The sequence below is a fragment of the Chromobacterium sp. CCUG 76385 genome (assembly GCF_059916625.1).
Genome location: NZ_JAUCGU010000011.1, coordinates 33686 through 49450, shown reverse-complemented (window position 1 = coordinate 49450; position 15765 = coordinate 33686). Strand labels below are relative to the sequence as shown.

Sequence of the window (15765 nt, the reverse complement as noted above, 5' to 3'; positions counted from 1 at the left end):
CCGGAGCCAAACTGCTGCCCAACCAAGCATCACCTGCCCACAGCGGCTTGACACGGCCGGATTCCACTCAAGCAATAAGGAAAAAGCCATGTTGAAAACCCTCTTCATCAGCGCGCTCACCCTGCTCATGCTATCCGGCCAAGCCATGGCCGGCAGCGAAGGGTTCTCCAATATGTGGGCGATGCGCGGCAGGATGAACGCCAAGTTGCACGGCCAAGCGGCGCCAATGATCCCGCAAGTCAACTCCATGTCATCCAATAGCTGAGCATGCCTGGACGCCTGCCTCAGCTCTGGCAGGCGTCAATTCCGCCCTGCCGCCCGCGCCTCGAAACGCGGCAAAGCCAACAACGCCGCCGCATCCGCGCCTTGCCAGCTGGCCCTAGACGCGCAGCTCACCTTGCGCCACCGCCCGCTCCAGCCGCTGGATAAACCACTGCAAGGCGCGCCCCGGCTGTTCCTGTTTCCAGGCGAAGCACATCGGCGGGAAACTGCCGCTCTCCTCTTCGGCCTTTTCCACCAGTTGGCCGCTTTCCAGATAAGCCTGCACATGCGAGCGCGGCAGATGGCCGCTGCCCAGCCCGGCCAAAATGGCCTGCAGCTTGGCCTGGCTGCCATGCACCGTCAATACCGGCAGCCCTTCCAGCAAACCGCCGGTGCGGGCCGGCAAGCGGCGTGAAGTATCGCCAACGGCCACCGCGCGGTGGCGCCGCAGCACATGCGGCGGCACTGGCTCCGGCGCACGGGCCAGGGGATGATCCTTCGCCACCACCAGGACAAAGACGTAGTCGCCAATATTGCGGGTGAAGTAGTCGCCCGGAGGCGGCTGATTCGGCGCGCCTATCACCAGATCGGCGCGGTCGTCATACAGCGCGTCCCAGATGCCGCCAAAGCTCTCGCGGATGAAATACAAGCGGGTAGCCGACTCCAGTTTGTCGAAGTCGGCGATGGCCGGCAGCAGGTTCGAGAAATCGACCAGATCGCCCACCACGATGCGCAAGGTATCCTCCCAACCCTGCGCCTGCTTGCTGACGCGCAACTCCAGCTGCCGCGCCGCGTCCAGCAGGTGGCGGCCGTCTTTCAGCAAGCGCTCGCCGGCCGGCGTCAGCTTGGCGCGATGCCCGCTGCGGTCGTAGATGGCTACGCCCAGGCCCTGCTCCAGCTTCTGCACGGTATAAGTCAAGGCTGACGGCACCTTGAACAAGGCCTCCGCCGCAGCGGCGAAACTGCCGTGCTGTTCGATCGCATCCAGCACCTGCAACGCTTCCAATGTCAGTTTCATCTGTGCACTTCATTCAATAATTTTGACAACCTGCTTCGATTCTTTCCGATTTTATCGCAGTCATCTTGACCATAGAATGAATTCCGTCAAAAGCACACCAGCAAAACCACAGAATCAGCATCAGTAATTTTGATGCATAACCGTTTGCTGGACACACATCAAAAAGGAAACCACCATGCTGAAGCAAACCGCCATCGCCGCCCTGTCCCTGATCCTGCTGTCCGGCGCCGCCGTAGCCGGCAGCGACGGCTACGACAATATGAAATCCATGCGCGACCGCATGAACAGCCAAACTGCGCAGACCAGCCAAGTCCAGGCGCCGGCGCAAAAGTAAGCGCCTGATTGAGACAAGAAAAGCCGCGCGCTCCATGAGGAACGCGCGGCTTTTTCATTACCTACCAGCGCCCAATGCCTGGGGCCTAGCCAGCCTAAGGCAGCGCAGAACAATTCAAGCTTAAACCGCTCTGACCCTCGCCATGATCAACTCATCGCAATACGCGCCACCGCGAAACGATGCCGCCCGCAAACGCGCCTCTTCGATAAAACCGAACTTGCGGTAAAGCGCGATGGCACGATGGTTGTCGGCGTACGCGATCAGGGCGATCCTGCGCAGCCCCATCCAGTTGTCCGCCACGTCCATCAGCTCAGCCAACAGCCTGCCGCCGATGCCGCGGCCCTGCCAATCCGGGTGCACGATGATGGACAACTCGGCCCGGTCCCCATGCGCCGGCTTGACGCCAACGCTCAAGCCGGCGCGCGCCAATACTTGGCCGCTCCCTGATTCGAAAACCAAGTGGCAATCGTTGGCTTGCAACAGCTTGGGCAGATTGTCCCGCAGCCTCGCCAGCGAGGGGTAAGGCAGCAGCAGGGTGTCGCGATACACGCTCTCATCGACGATGATGGCGTGCAGCGCGGCCGCATCGTCGGGCGACAGATAGCGGATGCGGCCCGCCATCATAATCCCACCCTCCGCGCCATGATCAGGGTGTCCCAATACTCGCCTTCGCGCAGCGAATGGGCGCGCAGCCTGGCCTCGGTCTCGAAGCCGAATTTGCGGTACAGCGCGATGGCGGCGGCATTGTCCGGATATACGCCCAGCTCGATGCGTTGCAGGCCCAGCCAGTTGTCCGCCAAATCCAGCATCGCCGCCATCAAAGCGCTGCCTACGCCCTTGCCTTGCCATTCCCGGCGCACCGAGATGCCCAAGCCAGCGCCATGGCTTTGCCGCGCCCCCTCCAAGCGCCACAAGCCGCCATGGCCCAACAGCTTGCCGGCCGCATCCACGCACACCAACTGATAACGGCCCTCGCCCAGCAGGCGCTGAATGTTCTTCTGCCAATGGCTCAGCGAGGGATGCGGCAGCTGCAGCGTGTTGCGCACCACGCTGGCGTCCGTCATCAGCTCGCGCAAGGCGGGCGCGTCGTCCAGCTCGGCATGGCGAATTCGATAGTCGCTCATATACAAGCCTCCCTCAGCCGCGCCATCGCCAGCACGTCGTGATATGCCCCGTCGCGCAGCGCGTAGGCGCGCAGCCTGGCTTCGCGCTCAAAACCGAAGCGGCGGTACAATGCCTGCGCGCGCGCGTTGTCGGCGAACACCGTCAGTTCGATGCGGCGCAAACCCAGCCAGTTGTCCGCCAGCGCCATCGCCTCTTGCATCAGCAGCTTGCCGATGCCCTGGCCCTGCCAGCCGGCAGCCACGCCGATGCCCAACTCCGCCGCGCCGGCCAGCCTGGGTTTGTCATGTGGCGCCAATGTCACCCAGCCGACCAGTTCGCCCTCTGACGAAAAGGCGGACACGCAGACAGGTCCACCGCTGCTGCTGACCAGGCGTTGCCGCCGCGCATGCAAAGAGGGGTAAGGCAAACCCAGCATGGTGCCGAAAGTGCGCGCGTCGCTCACCATGCGGTGTATCGCCTCAGCATCCGAAGGTTCCAAGTGGCGCAAGGTGATGCCATTCATGACTCCGCCCTCCTCGGCCAGTGCAGCCGCGACATCAACAGCACGTCCTCCAGCTTGCCGGCGCGCAGCGTTTCGCGCTTGAGCCGCCCTTCATATTCGAAGCCGAATTTTTCGTACAGCGCGATGGCGGGCGCGTTGTCGTGCACGACTTTCAGCTCAATGCGGATCAGGCCCAGCCAGTTGTCGGCCAGATCCAGCACCGCCCGCATCAGGGCCGAGCCCACGCCCCTGCCCTGCCAGTCCTGGTCCACCAGCATGAACAGGCTGGCGGCGTGACGGGTGCGCGGCCTGTCATTGCCGACCAGGCCGCCCCAGCCCACCACTGCGCCCGCCTCGTTGCAGGCGACCAGCGCATGGATATGCGCAGGCTGTTCCAGTAGCTGTTTTTCCGTGGCGGATAGCGGCTGGTAGGGCTGCTGCAAGGTGCCGGGATAGACGCCGGGCTGGGTCTTGATGCGGTGGATGGCGGCCGCGTCGGAAGGCTCGCTGGCGCGGATGGAATAGGAATGGGCTTGGGACATGGTGGTCTCCTGAGTTGATGGGCATTGGCGGGATCGCCGCCAGGCCCGGCAGACCATCATGCCAAATAACTATTGTGCATTGCAATATAATTTTTATGCGGACAAGAACCGCCCCGGCGTCTGGCCGAAACAGCGGCGAAAGGCGACGATGAAGGCGCTGCTGCCGGCATAACCCAGTTCCAGCGCGCAGTAACTGACCGATCGCCCCTCCGCCAGCAGCGTCTGCGCCCGCAACATGCGCAGCCGCTCGCGCCACTCGGCCACGCCCATGCCGGTTTCGGCGCGAAAATGGCGGATCAGGCTGCGGCGCGACATGCCGATATGCTCGGCCCAGCGCTGCAAATCCCAGTCCAGCGCCGGGTCGCTCTGCAAAGCCTGCGCCAATTTGCGCAGCGCCGGATGGCGCGGCCAGGCCAGCGCCGCCGGGTATGGCTCAGCCCAGGCCAGCTCGTCCGCCAGCACGCCAAGCAAACGGCGGGCCGCCTCATCGTCGGCCTGCCGCGGCCAATCGCCCAAGCGCAGGAAGAGCCCTTGCAACAACGGCGTCGCCTGCCATACCCGCAAACCGGATGGCGCGGATGGCAGCCACGCCGCATCCAATTGCAGGCTCCAGCCGCGCAAGGCGCCATGGTAATGCGCGCCATGCGGCATCCCCGGCGGAAGCCAGCCGACGCAGTCCGCGGCCAGCAGGATGCGTTCCGTTTCCGCCTCCAATTCCAGCGCGCCCTCGCGCACCCAGGTCAATTGCCCCGCGGCGTGGGCATGGCGCTCGGTGCGATCGCCGACGCCATGCCGCAATTCAGTCATGCTCAGTCCGGACAGTATGGCTGGCTCCATATTGGCTCTTTTTGAATAGATATTGGCACTATATTTAAAGCAGGCCATTCGCGCCAGCGCGATACTGAGGGCTCATTCCACCCAAGGAGCTAGACATGAACCGTATCGCACACACCGAAGAACTTTCCTCGATCAACCGCAAAGTCGTCGCCGATGGGGAAACGCTGCCCGCGGTGAAACTGCGCGACGGCAGCCTGGTGCAAACCGGCACCGTTGCAACCATGCTGGTCAATCTTGCCGCCTACAACCAGGGCCAGCGCGGCGAGGTGGAACACCAATTGGCGCTGGCGGTGCCGACCTTGTTCAAAGTGGGCCTGTTCGATCTGTTCCCGCCGCAGGAATGGATGCGCGGCGACAATCCCGGGCGCCGCCTGGTAGGAGAGTTGGCGCGCGACTGGCTGAACAAACAGGCCGTCAACGCATAAAAGCATTCTCCAGCCGCCGCAGCCCACAGCCGGCGGCTTTGGCGTTAAGCTGTCGCTTCAAATCGACTGGAGTGGATCATGCTGATGCAAAAACAGAACGCCGGCCTGCTGGTGGTGGATATCCAGGACAAGCTGCTGCCGGCGGTGCACGATGCGGATGGACTGCTGGCCCGCAGCCGCTGGCTGATCGCCGTGGCGCGCGACCACGGCCTGCCCATCGTGTTTTCCGAGCAATACCCGCGCGGCCTGGGCGGCACGCTGGCGGCGCTGCGCGAAGCCGCGCCGCAAGCGCAGGTAGTGGATAAGCTGCACTTCTCCTGCGTGGCGGCAGAGTGTCTGCCGCCCGCGCTGATGGAAAAGCAGCAGATCATCGTATGCGGCATGGAAGCGCATGTTTGCGTGCTGCAGACGGTGTTGCAGTTGCTGGCTATCGGCAAGCAAGTGTTCGTGGTGGCCGATGCCGTCTCCAGCCGCAAACCATCCGACATCGAGCTGGCGGTCGGCCGGATGCGCGCGGCCGGCGCGGTGATCGTCAGCCGCGAAATGGTGCTGTTCGAACTGCTGGAGAAATCCGGCAGCGAGCATTTCAAGCAGATGAGCCAACGCTATCTGGTGGGCGAGCAGCCCTGAAAATGAATCGGGGTTGTCGAAGCTTACCTCTTCGACAACCCCGTCCAATGGCGGCTTTGCCGCTCTCATCCTCCCCTTTGCAGACCGGCGCGCGGACCTTGCGGTCCTGCTCACTAGCTTGCCCAACACTTAGCAAACAGCGTGCCAGCTTTTGCATGCTCAAAATCGCGGTTTTGACGGACGCATTACGCCATCTCACGACGAACAAGCACCTGAATGGTGCAAAGATTCATGACATGGCACCAAAATGAAACAGAAATTAATCGTTCCTGTCAGATAGCTGACACGTCCGCACTGGAACTGTCATCTTTCGCCCTTATCCTAAACTGGAAAAGCAAAGCACACATAACAAGGAGAATGCTCATGACTTCGTTCCAGGATCTGCTGCAAACCCTGCCCGCCACCGACGGCATCGACGCCATCGTATTGCTCAGCCCGGAAGGCGAGGCGCTGCACCGGCTGGAAAACCGCCCCGGCACCGCGGGCTCCCTGCGCGTCTACCATGCGCTGGTGAAGCGCCACGGCCATATCGACCGCAAGGCGGCGCGCGAAGGGCTGGAATTGTTCGCCGAGCATACCGCCGCCGCGCGCAGCCAACCCGGCAGCCATCCGAATATCGACCGCCTGCTGGCCATTGCCGAACACGGCGCGCCGGGCGTGCGCGCCCGCGTGGTGCTGAAAGCGGAAGACTGAATCAACGCAGCGCCATCAACGCAAAACCCGCCGCAATCGAAACCGTGGTGCTGACCAGCCCCGGCACGATGAAGCTGTGGTTGAATACCCAGCGGCCGATGCGCGCGGTGCCGGTGTAATCCATTTCCACCGCCGCGATCAGGCTGGGATAGCTGGGCAACACATACACGCCCACCACCGCCGGATAGATGGCGATCAGCACCGGCGCGGCGATGCCCAGCGATACGCCCAGCGGCATCATCACCTTGGTGGTGGCGCCCTGGCTGAACAGGATCACCGCCATGGTGAACACGGCGAAGGCGAACAGCCACGGCGCGGCTTCGATGATGCTGACGATATTGTGCTTGAACAGCGGCAGATTGCCCTGGATGAAGGTATCGCTCATCCACGCCGCGCCCAGGATGGTCACCGCCGCCACCGCGCCGGAACGGAACATGCTGCCGGACACCATGGCCTGCAAATCAGCCTTGCACAGCAACACCGCCAGCGCGGAGTAAGTCAGCATGCACATCTGGATCACATCCACCATCGCCACCGGCTCCATGCCCTTGGCGCCGGGCCAGGCCGGCCGCAGCTGCGGCATGGCCGCCAGCAACACGATCAGCGCCACGGTAAGCAGGAAGCCGTACACCGACCAGGCCGCGCCGCGCGGCAGGTCGGCCGCATCGGCGCTTTGCGGCCGCGCGATCATGCCGGCAGCCAGCCGTTGCCGGTACACCGGATCATCTGCCAGCTCGCAGCCATAGCGCAGCATCGCCAGGCCGCCGGCCAAGGCGCCCAGCAGCGTCGCCGGAATGCTGATCATGATGATGTCGGTCAGGGCAACGCCATGCGGCGCCAGCACCGTGGCCAGCGCCACAGTGGCGGCCGACACCGGGCAGGCGACAATGGCGTTCTGCGAGGCCACGGTCAGCCCGGCCAGCGGCCGCTCCGGCCGGATGCCGGTCTTCTCCGCCACTTCCACCACGATGGGCATCAGCGCCAAGGCGATGAAGCCGGTGCCGGCTAGAAAAGTGGACAGCCAGCCCACCAGCGGCGCCAGCAGCACGATATGGCGCGGATTGCGCCTGAGGAAGCGCGCAGCCACCTCCACCATGTAGTCCAGCCCCTTGGCCGACTGCAACGCCGCCGACGCGGTAATGACCGAGATGATGATCAGAATGACGTCTATCGGCGCGTGCCCCGGCTTGAGACCGAAGACGAAAGTCAGGATGAACAGGCCGGCGCCGCCGGTCACCCCCAGGCCGATGCCGCCCATCCTCACGCCAAGGAAAATCGCCCCGAGCACGACTAGCAGTTGCAGGTAAACCATGATGCCGCTCCCCTTATCACAGAACCCGATTGTCGCAAGATAACCGGAACGGCGGCTTGTCCAGGATCAGGGCTGGCTTATATGCCGCTCACAAGGCGCGCGCCATCGCGATCTCGCAACCGGCATCATGGCCAGTCGCGCCCCAATGCGCCGGCAGCCGGACAAAGCCCTCGGCCTCATACAGGCAAACCGCCTCGGCCAGCGCCGCCGTGGTTTCCAGATAACACTGGCGATAACCCAGCGCCCTGGCCTTGGCCAACAGCTGCCGCAGCAGGCGCCGGCCCAAGCCGCGCCCGCGCAGCGCGGCGTCGAAGTACATTTTCTGCAGTTCGCACACGCCTTTCTCTCCGCCTGCCAGCGGCGCGATGCCGCCGCCGCCCAGCAGCCGGCCATCCGGCCCGACAATCACCAGATAGCGCGAATCGACGCGGTTATACACGGAAAACAGCGCGTCCAGCTGCGGATCCATGAAGCCGCACCCTTGGCCCAGCCCGTATTCGGCCGACACCTGCCGAATCAGCGCCGCCAGCGCGCCATTATCGGCCGCCGACAGCGGCCGGATGGCATAGCCCTGCTGCCTGCCGGCATGCAGCAAGGCGCGCCGGTACAGCCGCAGCACCTCTTCCAGCCTTGCCCGCTCCGCCTCGTCCAGTTGCTGCAGCACCCGCGCCATGTCGGCATCCATCGCCGCGTGCAGCCGCCGCAGCCAGTCGCGGCCGGCATCGGTCAAGTCGGCCAGCTTGCTGCGGCCATCAGCCGGGCAATCGCGCCAGGCGATCAGGCCGCGCTCCGCCAAGCGCTGCAGCGGCCGGCTGCTATTGGACTTGTCCACGCGCAGCCGGTCCGCCAGCTGCTGATTGCTGGCCGGTCCGGCCTCCAGCTCTATCAACAGATGCGCCTCCACCGGACTCAGCTCGACGTCGCCGCAACGCCCGGCCAGCATGCCCAGCTCCCTGACGATATCGCGCGACAGACCGCGCAATTCACGCTCATCCATGACTCCACCCTAATAGTTGCATATCGCAACCATAAGGGCATTTAGTTGCATTGCGCAACCAAATTATCGATGAACGTGAAAAAGCCCGCCGAAGCGGGCTTTTCGCTAAGCTTCCTGAAACAGGAATTAAGCTTCGCCGACCACAACCACCTTGATCGGAGCAACCACGTCGTGGTGCAGGGCGATCTCGATGTCGTATTCGCCGATGGCCTTGAACGGGCCGTTCGGCAGGCGAACTTCGTGACGCTTGATTTCGACGCCGAAAGCGGTAACCGCTTCAGCAACGTCGACGTTGGTCACGGAGCCGAACAGACGACCGTCCACACCAGCCTTCTGGGCGATGGTGATCACGGCTTCGTTCAGCTTCTCGGCGCGTACCTTGGCGTCGGCCAGGATAGCGGCTTGCTTGGCTTCCAGATCGGCGCGACGAGCTTCGAACTCTTTCAGGTTCGATTCGGTAGCGCGCTTGGCTTTGCCTTGCGGGATCAGGAAGTTACGGGCGAAGCCGTTCTTCACATTCACCACATCACCCAGTTGACCCAGGTTGGCAACTTTTTCGAGCAGAATGATTTGCATCTCTTAAGTTCCTTTCCCGGTCTTAGTGCTGGTCGGTGTACGGCAGGAAGGCCAGGAAGCGAGCACGCTTGATAGCGGTGGTCAGCTGACGCTGGTAGCGGGCCTTGGTGCCGGTGATGCGAGCCGGGATGATTTTGCCGTTTTCGGCGATGAAATCCTTCAGGAGATCAACGGACTTGTAGTCGATTTCCTTGATGCCTTCTGCCGTGAAGCGGCAGAACTTCTTGCGCTTGAAGAGTTGACGAGCCATTTTGACTAACCTTTTACAAATTCAACATATTCGATATTGAGTACCAACCGCGGATTGCGCAGACTGCGCTGGCCCAGGAATCCGGTGACATTCATCACCTGTCCCGCCAGCTTCCCGGCATGTTTCCGGGCGTCTTCGCCTATCCATACGGCCTGTATATCGCAGGCCACATCACGCTCGAAGCCCCCGGCGCTTTGCCGGGACTGATGCTTGAGCCACATCTCCAACACCGGCAAGCCGGCGGGGGTGTATCTCAGCGCATCTTCGCGCTCAACCGTGACGGTCAGTAGCAGACGGTTCTGCAAGACCGTTACCTCTGCCTATCAGGCAGAAGCTTCAGTCTCGGCGGCCGGCTGGGCGTCCAGCAGGTTCTTCGCCTTTTCGTCCTTCATCATCGGGGACGCGTCGGTGATCGCACGGTCCAGCTTGATGCTGAGGTGACGCAGAACGGCGTCGTTGAACTTGAAGGCGTGCTCGATCTCGGCCAGGGTTTCCGACTGGCACTCAACGTTCATCAGAACGTAGTGAGCTTTGTGCAGCTTTTGGATCGGGTAAGCCAGTTGACGGCGGCCCCAGTCTTCCAGACGGTGGATCTTGCCTTCAGCGGCCAGAACCATGCCCTTGTAGCGCTCGATCATGGCCGGAACCTGTTCGGACTGGTCCGGGTGCACGATGAACACGATTTCGTAGTGACGCATGCGAACTCCTTTTGGCTATTCGTAGCCTTTTGCCATGCGGTTGCAAAAGGCAAGGTAGTAAACCGCAGCATTCTACGCACTTTGCCGCAGCTAGGCAAACATCTGTCGGTGGATTTTGCGGATATGTGCCCAGCCTGCGCCGAGGCCGATGCGGATTTACAACTTTTTGCTGCGGCTGATCTCGGTCACCACGCCGTTTTTCACGGTGACCGTGGTGGTGTAAGGCAACTGGTCGTTAGCCAGCCAGGTGAGGACGCGCGTGCTGTCCACCGTCACCGTGCCATTGCCGCTCAAGCTTTTAGTCTGCGGACCGTCGCTGGCGTAATCCGGCGCGCCGGCCTTGGAAATCAGCTCCGCTTCCTGCATGCCGTTGTGCAGCCGGATATAAGTCGCAAACGGAATCGGCGCGGCCTGGGCGGCGCCGGCCAGCAGAACGGCCAGCCATAACAGTTTTTTCATTCTTCCCTCCCGCCTCAGCGGATTTTTTTCACCACGTCTATCAGCTCGGTCACCATGCCGGTGGCGTCGCCCTGCTGCATGGCGCGGGAGACGCAGCCCTTCATATGGTTTTCCAGCAACTGCAGCGCCACCGCGTCCAGCGCGGACTTCACCGCCGCCACCTGGGTCAGCACGTCCACGCAGTAGCGATCGGATTCGATCATGCCGCTGATGCCGCGCACCTGTCCCTCTATGCGCGCCAGCCGCTTCAACAAGGCAGCCTTGCCCGGCTGAACCACCGTGCGTTCGGCCGGCGCGTGTTCGTGGCAGCAATCATCTTTTGTATGGGTGGAGTCGGTCATCATCGGTCCCGATCAGTCAATGCGGCATTATCGCCGATTCTCATGCCGCCCGGCATCAGGCGCGCGCATCGAGCACGCCCATCATGCCGGCGTCCTCGTGTTCCAGGATATGGCAGTGAAACATCCTCGGGCCAGGCAAGTCCTGGCGGAAGCGCAGTCGCACTTTCTGCTCCGGCGGCACATTGACGACGTCGCGCCAGGCCAGATACGGCTCCTTTTTCCACCCCTTGCCATCGTGCCGCTCGGTCACCTGGAACTGGGTGCCATGCAGGTGGAAGGGGTGATCCATATCGGCCTGATTATCAATCTCCCATTCTTCCACCTCGCCCACCTTGCCGATGAAATCCACGCGGTCCATGTCAAAGGTCTGGCCATTGATCAGGAACATGGCCGCCGGATTGGCCATATCCTCGCTGAACACCACGCGCCGCCTGACCGTTGGTTTGGGCAAAGCCGCCACCGTGCAGAGGCGGCGCGGCAACGCGGCGGTGGCCACGGCCGCGCCCGCCTCGATGCCCAGCAGCGGCAGGGGCTTGTCCTGCTCCGGCCCCATCATCTTGCCGCGGGCGTACGGCAACGCCAGCAATCCGGATGGTTTGCCCGACGCGAAACGGCCGGTCACCGCCAGCTCCACCCGCGCGCCGGGCGGCAGCAATACATATGCCATGCGTCGCGGACGTTCGATCAGGCCGCCATCGGTGCCGACCAGCCAGACTTCATGCGCCGGCAGCGCCAGTTTCAGCACCCGCGCGCTGGTGGCGTTCCACACTCGCCAGCGCTGGCGCTCGCCCATCCCCAGCGTCAGCCTGGGCTGCCAAGCGCCGTTGACCAGCACGAATTGTCCTTCGCGGCCATCCATCCGGTCCGCTTCGCTATTGGCGGCGATCTGCCCATCGCCATCCAGCTTCAGATCGGACAACACCAGCCAGCGCTCCGGCAGGTGAGCCAAGGGATCATTGCGGCTTCTCACCACGAACACCCCCGCCAGGCCGCGATACACCTGTTCCGCGGTATGGCCATGCGGATGAGGGTGGTACCAATACGTGCCGGCGCTGCCTGGCGGCAGCGTGAAACGGTATTCGCGCGCCTGCCCGGACGGCACCGCGTCATGCGGATTGCCATCCTGGTCGGCCGGAATCGGCAGGCCGTGCCAATGCACGGTGGTCGGCTGAGGCAGACGGTTTTCGAAGCGCAACGCCAGCGTCTCGCCTTCAAGCAACTCGATGGCCGGCCCCGGCACACTGTCGTTATAGGCCCAGAAAGCCGTTGGCTTTCCTCCCGGCAGCAAGGGCAGGTTCAGCGGCGCCGCGGTCAAACACCCGTGCAAGACGCCGTCCTTGCGCTCCAACGGCAAACGCAGCCCCTCCGGCAGCGGGCCGCCGCTCGGCATGCCCAGAGCCTGGGCGCCAGGCATGACAGCCTCTGCCTGCTCCCCGCCATGCGCCGCTTGAGCCGTATCGGCCCGCGCGGAGCGGATCATCCATGGCGACAGCGCCAGCGAGGCGCCCCATTGCATCAACCGACGACGTTGCATCATTCGCTCCCTTTGATACCCCACATAGGTATATTGCACATAGAGCGCCAACGATGCCAGCGGTTCCGCGCCATGGCCGCGCAAGCATAAAAAAAACGGCAAGCCTGAGCTTGCCGTTTTTGGGAGAGATGCTTGCTTACTTGGCGACGTGCGGCGTCAGCAGTTGCAGCAACTGGGCCAGGACTTTCGGACTGCCGGCCACGATGTCGCCGGACTCCAGCCAACCTTGTTCGCCGGTGAAGTCGGTGACGATGCCGCCCGCCTCTTGCACGATCAGGCTGCCGGCCGCGATGTCCCACGGCTTCAGGTTCAGCTCGAAGAAGCCCTCGACGCGGCCGCAGGCCACATTGCACAGGTCCAGCGCGGCCGCGCCTTCGCGGCGCACGCCGGCGGTCTTGCCGATCACGTCCTTCAGCATGCCCAGGTACTGGTCGAGATAGCTCTGATCGGCCACCGGGAAGCCGGTGGAAATCACGCACTCGTTCATCATGAAACGCTTGGAAACGCGGATGCGGCGATCGTTGAGGAAGGCGCCGACGCCGCGCGAGGCGGTGAACAGATCATTGCGGCTCGGGTCGTAGACCACGGCCTGCTGAATCTGGCCCTTGTGCGCCAGCGCGATCGAGATGCCGTATTGCTGATGGCCGTGCAGGAAATTGGTGGTGCCGTCGATCGGGTCGATGATCCATTCGTATTCAGAAGAACCCACGCCTTTGGCGCCGGACTCTTCTGCTAGAATCGCGTGCTTCGGATAAGCTTCGAGAATGGTTTGGATGATCGCTTCTTCGGCAGCGCGATCCACCTCGGTCACAAAGTCATTGTGCTTTTTCTTCTCTACGCGGATGGTATCGAGATTAAGCGACGCGCGCTGGATAACACTGCCAGCGCGGCGAGCGGCTTTAACCGCGACATTGAGCATCGGATGCATTGACGGCCTCTACACTTGAACAATGGGCGGATGCCCGTCTATGACGCGACACCCGCCGGTAACAATCTGGGTTAAGGAACAAAAAAACCCGACGCGTGGGCGCGGGCTTTTGGTATTTGCCCGCTATTTTAATGTGAAAACGCCAATGAATAAACCCCAAGTACCTGATTTTCTGAAAAACATCCGCGTCGTGCTGGCCAGGCCCAACCATCCAGGCAACATCGGCTCCGCCGCCCGCGCGATGAAAACCATGGGTTTGAGCCGGCTCTACCTGGTCGAACCCAAAGTTTTCCCCAGCGACGAGGCCAATACCCTGGCCTCCGGCGCGGTCGATCTGCTGGAGCGCGCCACCGTGGTATCGTCGCTGGCCGAAGCCCTGGCCGATGCCACCGTCGCCTGCGCGCTGACCAGCCGCCGCCGCGAGCTGACCACTCCGCTGTCCACGCCGCGCCAGACCACGCCGGAGCTGATCGCCCGCGCGCGGGACGGCGAACAGGTGGCGCTGGTATTCGGCAACGAAACCTTCGGCCTCTCCATCGAGGAAGTGGAACAGTGCAACCGGCTGGTGACCATCCCCGGCAACCCTGACTATTTCTCGCTGAATCTGGCGATGGCGGTGCAAGTGATGACCTACGAGCTGTTCAGCCACACCGGCGTCGACGTGGAATATCTGCGCGCCGACGGCGAAACCGCCACCCAGGGCGAAGTGGACGGCATGTGCGGCCATCTGGGGCAGGCGATGGACGAAATCGGCTACTTCCAGCGCCGCAACAGCGAACGGCTGATGCGCCGCATGCGCACCATGTTCCACCGCGCCGGCCTGCTGCGCGAAGAAATCGACATCTTGCGCGGCTTCTACAAACAAGTGCAGCGCGTCGCCGGCAAAGCTTCCGGCCATGGCGACTGAGCCTGCCTACGATCTGCCGTACGCGCACCCGGCGGTGCGCGACCTGGCCTTCCTGCTGACCTCGCCTTCTCCCTGGCGCTGCGGCGCGGACCTACCGCCAGCGCGCCTGCTGGGCGCCGAGGGCGCGGCGCAGCTGGCGGCGCTGGAGCGGGACCCCGCGCCGCTGCAGAACTGGCTGGCGGCCTTCACCGGCAGGCGGCTGGGCCATTATGCCGAAAGGCTGTTTTCCTTCTGGTTCCGCCATGCGCCGCACATCCGCCTTGCCGCCGAAAACCTGACCGTCTGCAACGATGAGCGGCGCACGCTGGGCGAATTCGACTTCCTGCTTTGGCTGGATGGCGAACCCTGGCATCTAGAAACTACCAGCAAATTCTACTTGCAACTGGGCCCAGGCCCGGACGGACTGATTGGCCCCGGACTGCGCGACGCCTGGCGTTTGAAAGCCAGCAAACTCACCAGCCAACTGGCGCTGAGCCGCCATCCCGCCGCCGCCGCCCGCCTGCCGGACGGCTTTGCCGGCTGTCGCGTCGGCGCGCGCCTGAGCGGCTGGTTCTTCTATGCGGCGGACCAGGCGCCATCGGCGCCGCTGGCCGCGGATCAGCTGCGCGGCTGGCACGCGCCCTTGGCGCAGCCCTGGCCGCGCCGCCATGCCGACTCGCGCTGGGCCTGGCTGCCGCGCTTGTCGTGGCTGGCGCCGGCCAGGCTGGGCGCGCATGACACGCATGACGAAAGCGATCTGCGCGCGCGGCTGCAGCCCTATCCGGCGCCGCAGCTGGTGGCGGAGCTGCAAGCGGCGGCGGACGGCAGCTGGCGCGAAGTGGCGCGCGGCTTCGTCACGCCGGCCGGCTGGCCCGATCCAGACCGCCTGGCCGATTTGCAAGCCCGCATTGCCGCCCTGCCCGCCCAATGACAGGCCGCCGTGCCGCCACGCGATGCAAGGCACCCATCCGCATCGGCATGCCCAGCGCGCAAAAAAACCCGCGGCCTTGCGGCGGCGGGCTTGGTCCCAATCGGGCGCGATCAGCGCGCGGCGACCAGCTTGATTTCAACTTTCCATGCCGGATTGGCCAGCTTGGCCTCCACCGTGGCGCGGGCCGGCACGTGGCCAGCCGGCACCCAGGCATCCCAGGCGGCGTTCATCGCTTCGTAGTCGGCCAGGCTGGCCAGGAAAATGGTGACGTCGACGATCTTGGTCTTGTCGGAGTCCAGTTCCGCCAGCAGGGCGTCGATCTGAGCCAGCACGTTTTCGGTCTGGGCGCGGGCGTCGGCCTCGGTGTTTTCCGGCACTTGGCCAGCCAGGAAGATCAGGCCATTGCTGACCACGGCCTCGGCCAAACGGGCGCCCTGCTTGTGACGGTAGATGCTCATATCGTTCTCCATATGCGGTGGGTTATCGCCGTCGATTCTAGCGACAAAG

24 protein-coding genes are annotated in these 15765 nt (G+C 63.5%); 7 read left to right on the top strand and 17 right to left on the bottom strand.

Translation table 11 applies throughout. The features are described 5' to 3' along the window. Positions 1-88: 88 nt before the first annotated feature. Positions 89-265, top strand: a complete 177-nt coding sequence (locus QUG01_RS09615; protein ID WP_500829936.1) for a hypothetical protein — start codon at positions 89-91, stop codon at positions 263-265. 114 nt (positions 266-379) lie between these two features. On the opposite strand, the gene QUG01_RS09610 is transcribed toward QUG01_RS09615, so the two are convergent. After that, positions 380-1279, bottom strand: a complete 900-nt coding sequence (locus tag QUG01_RS09610; RefSeq protein WP_500829935.1) for a LysR family transcriptional regulator — start codon at positions 1277-1279, stop codon at positions 380-382. A 175-nt stretch (positions 1280-1454) separates the two neighbouring features. Between QUG01_RS09610 and QUG01_RS09605 the strand changes: the two genes are divergently transcribed. Next, positions 1455-1613: a hypothetical protein gene (locus QUG01_RS09605; RefSeq protein WP_500829934.1), complete on the top strand. Its 159-nt coding sequence runs from the start codon at positions 1455-1457 to the stop codon at positions 1611-1613. 120 nt (positions 1614-1733) lie between these two features. On the opposite strand, the gene QUG01_RS09600 is transcribed toward QUG01_RS09605, so the two are convergent. The 5 genes from QUG01_RS09600 to QUG01_RS09580 all read right to left on the bottom strand — a co-directional run bounded on the left by QUG01_RS09600 (position 1734) and on the right by QUG01_RS09580 (position 4598). Next, positions 1734-2237, bottom strand: a complete 504-nt coding sequence (locus QUG01_RS09600) for a GNAT family N-acetyltransferase (RefSeq protein ID WP_500829933.1) — start codon at positions 2235-2237, stop codon at positions 1734-1736. Continuing rightward, a complete protein-coding gene (locus QUG01_RS09595; RefSeq protein WP_500829932.1) occupies positions 2234-2737 on the bottom strand; it encodes a GNAT family N-acetyltransferase in 504 nt (167 codons plus the stop codon). The genes QUG01_RS09600 and QUG01_RS09595 overlap by 4 nt, the downstream gene beginning before the upstream one ends. After that, positions 2734-3240: a GNAT family N-acetyltransferase gene (locus QUG01_RS09590; protein ID WP_500829931.1), complete on the bottom strand. Its 507-nt coding sequence runs from the start codon at positions 3238-3240 to the stop codon at positions 2734-2736. The genes QUG01_RS09595 and QUG01_RS09590 overlap by 4 nt, the downstream gene beginning before the upstream one ends. Beyond that, a complete protein-coding gene (locus QUG01_RS09585) occupies positions 3237-3761 on the bottom strand; it encodes a GNAT family N-acetyltransferase (RefSeq protein WP_500829930.1) in 525 nt (174 codons plus the stop codon). The genes QUG01_RS09590 and QUG01_RS09585 overlap by 4 nt, the downstream gene beginning before the upstream one ends. A gap of 93 nt (positions 3762-3854) precedes the next feature. Then, entirely contained in the window at positions 3855-4598 is a 744-nt protein-coding gene (locus QUG01_RS09580; RefSeq protein WP_500829929.1) for a helix-turn-helix transcriptional regulator, read from the bottom strand. Positions 4599-4693: 95 nt separating this feature from the next. Here QUG01_RS09580 and QUG01_RS09575 point away from each other — a divergent pair, with 95 nt between their 5' ends. The 3 genes from QUG01_RS09575 to QUG01_RS09565 all read left to right on the top strand — a co-directional run bounded on the left by QUG01_RS09575 (position 4694) and on the right by QUG01_RS09565 (position 6346). Further along, positions 4694-5023, top strand: a complete 330-nt coding sequence (locus QUG01_RS09575; RefSeq protein ID WP_500829928.1) for a DUF7709 family protein — start codon at positions 4694-4696, stop codon at positions 5021-5023. Positions 5024-5101: 78 nt separating this feature from the next. Then, positions 5102-5653 (top strand): hydrolase, encoded by a 552-nt coding sequence (locus tag QUG01_RS09570; protein ID WP_500829927.1) that lies wholly within the window; start codon positions 5102-5104, stop codon positions 5651-5653. 363 nt (positions 5654-6016) lie between these two features. Then, positions 6017-6346, top strand: coding sequence for a DUF2322 family protein (locus QUG01_RS09565; RefSeq protein WP_500829926.1), 330 nt, complete (start codon positions 6017-6019; stop codon positions 6344-6346). Between the two features lies 1 nt (position 6347). Here the strand turns inward: QUG01_RS09565 and QUG01_RS09560 are convergent, their stop codons facing one another. The 10 genes from QUG01_RS09560 to QUG01_RS09515 all read right to left on the bottom strand — a co-directional run bounded on the left by QUG01_RS09560 (position 6348) and on the right by QUG01_RS09515 (position 13441). Continuing rightward, entirely contained in the window at positions 6348-7658 is a 1311-nt protein-coding gene (locus QUG01_RS09560) for an anaerobic C4-dicarboxylate transporter family protein (RefSeq protein ID WP_500829925.1), read from the bottom strand. Positions 7659-7746: 88 nt separating this feature from the next. Continuing rightward, on the bottom strand, positions 7747-8655 hold the full coding sequence (locus QUG01_RS09555; RefSeq protein ID WP_500829924.1) for a GNAT family N-acetyltransferase: 909 nt from the start codon (positions 8653-8655) through the stop codon (positions 7747-7749). 126 nt (positions 8656-8781) lie between these two features. Then, complete coding sequence (rplI, locus tag QUG01_RS09550) at positions 8782-9231, bottom strand: 50S ribosomal protein L9 (RefSeq protein WP_043624291.1); 450 nt, start codon at positions 9229-9231, stop codon at positions 8782-8784. 22 nt (positions 9232-9253) lie between these two features. Beyond that, on the bottom strand, positions 9254-9481 hold the full coding sequence (gene rpsR / locus QUG01_RS09545; RefSeq protein WP_011137185.1) for a 30S ribosomal protein S18: 228 nt from the start codon (positions 9479-9481) through the stop codon (positions 9254-9256). 5 nt (positions 9482-9486) lie between these two features. Continuing rightward, the gene (gene priB, locus QUG01_RS09540) at positions 9487-9786 is read right to left on the bottom strand and encodes a primosomal replication protein N (protein ID WP_071109339.1); all 300 of its coding nucleotides are present in this window, start codon (positions 9784-9786) and stop codon (positions 9487-9489) included. An 18-nt stretch (positions 9787-9804) separates the two neighbouring features. Further along, entirely contained in the window at positions 9805-10179 is a 375-nt protein-coding gene (gene rpsF / locus QUG01_RS09535) for a 30S ribosomal protein S6 (RefSeq protein ID WP_071109338.1), read from the bottom strand. Positions 10180-10335: 156 nt separating this feature from the next. Beyond that, the gene (locus QUG01_RS09530) at positions 10336-10638 is read right to left on the bottom strand and encodes a hypothetical protein (protein ID WP_500829923.1); all 303 of its coding nucleotides are present in this window, start codon (positions 10636-10638) and stop codon (positions 10336-10338) included. A 14-nt stretch (positions 10639-10652) separates the two neighbouring features. Next, a complete protein-coding gene (locus QUG01_RS09525; RefSeq protein WP_103321006.1) occupies positions 10653-10979 on the bottom strand; it encodes a metal-sensitive transcriptional regulator in 327 nt (108 codons plus the stop codon). A gap of 55 nt (positions 10980-11034) precedes the next feature. Beyond that, positions 11035-12516: a multicopper oxidase family protein gene (locus tag QUG01_RS09520; protein ID WP_500829922.1), complete on the bottom strand. Its 1482-nt coding sequence runs from the start codon at positions 12514-12516 to the stop codon at positions 11035-11037. Positions 12517-12649: 133 nt separating this feature from the next. Continuing rightward, positions 12650-13441 carry an inositol monophosphatase family protein gene (locus tag QUG01_RS09515; RefSeq protein ID WP_500829921.1) on the bottom strand — a complete coding sequence of 264 codons (792 nt, stop codon included), beginning with the start codon at positions 13439-13441 and terminating at the stop codon, positions 12650-12652. Positions 13442-13586: 145 nt separating this feature from the next. Between QUG01_RS09515 and QUG01_RS09510 the strand changes: the two genes are divergently transcribed. Together QUG01_RS09510 and QUG01_RS09505 are read left to right on the top strand one after the other, a co-directional pair. Further along, positions 13587-14348 carry an RNA methyltransferase gene (locus QUG01_RS09510; protein WP_500829920.1) on the top strand — a complete coding sequence of 254 codons (762 nt, stop codon included), beginning with the start codon at positions 13587-13589 and terminating at the stop codon, positions 14346-14348. Beyond that, a complete protein-coding gene (locus QUG01_RS09505) occupies positions 14338-15258 on the top strand; it encodes a DUF1853 family protein (protein ID WP_500829919.1) in 921 nt (306 codons plus the stop codon). The genes QUG01_RS09510 and QUG01_RS09505 overlap by 11 nt, the downstream gene beginning before the upstream one ends. Before the next feature lie 110 nt (positions 15259-15368). Here QUG01_RS09505 and QUG01_RS09500 read toward each other — a convergent pair whose 3' ends face one another. Next, entirely contained in the window at positions 15369-15716 is a 348-nt protein-coding gene (locus QUG01_RS09500; protein WP_103320852.1) for a RidA family protein, read from the bottom strand. Positions 15717-15765: the final 49 nt, after the last annotated feature.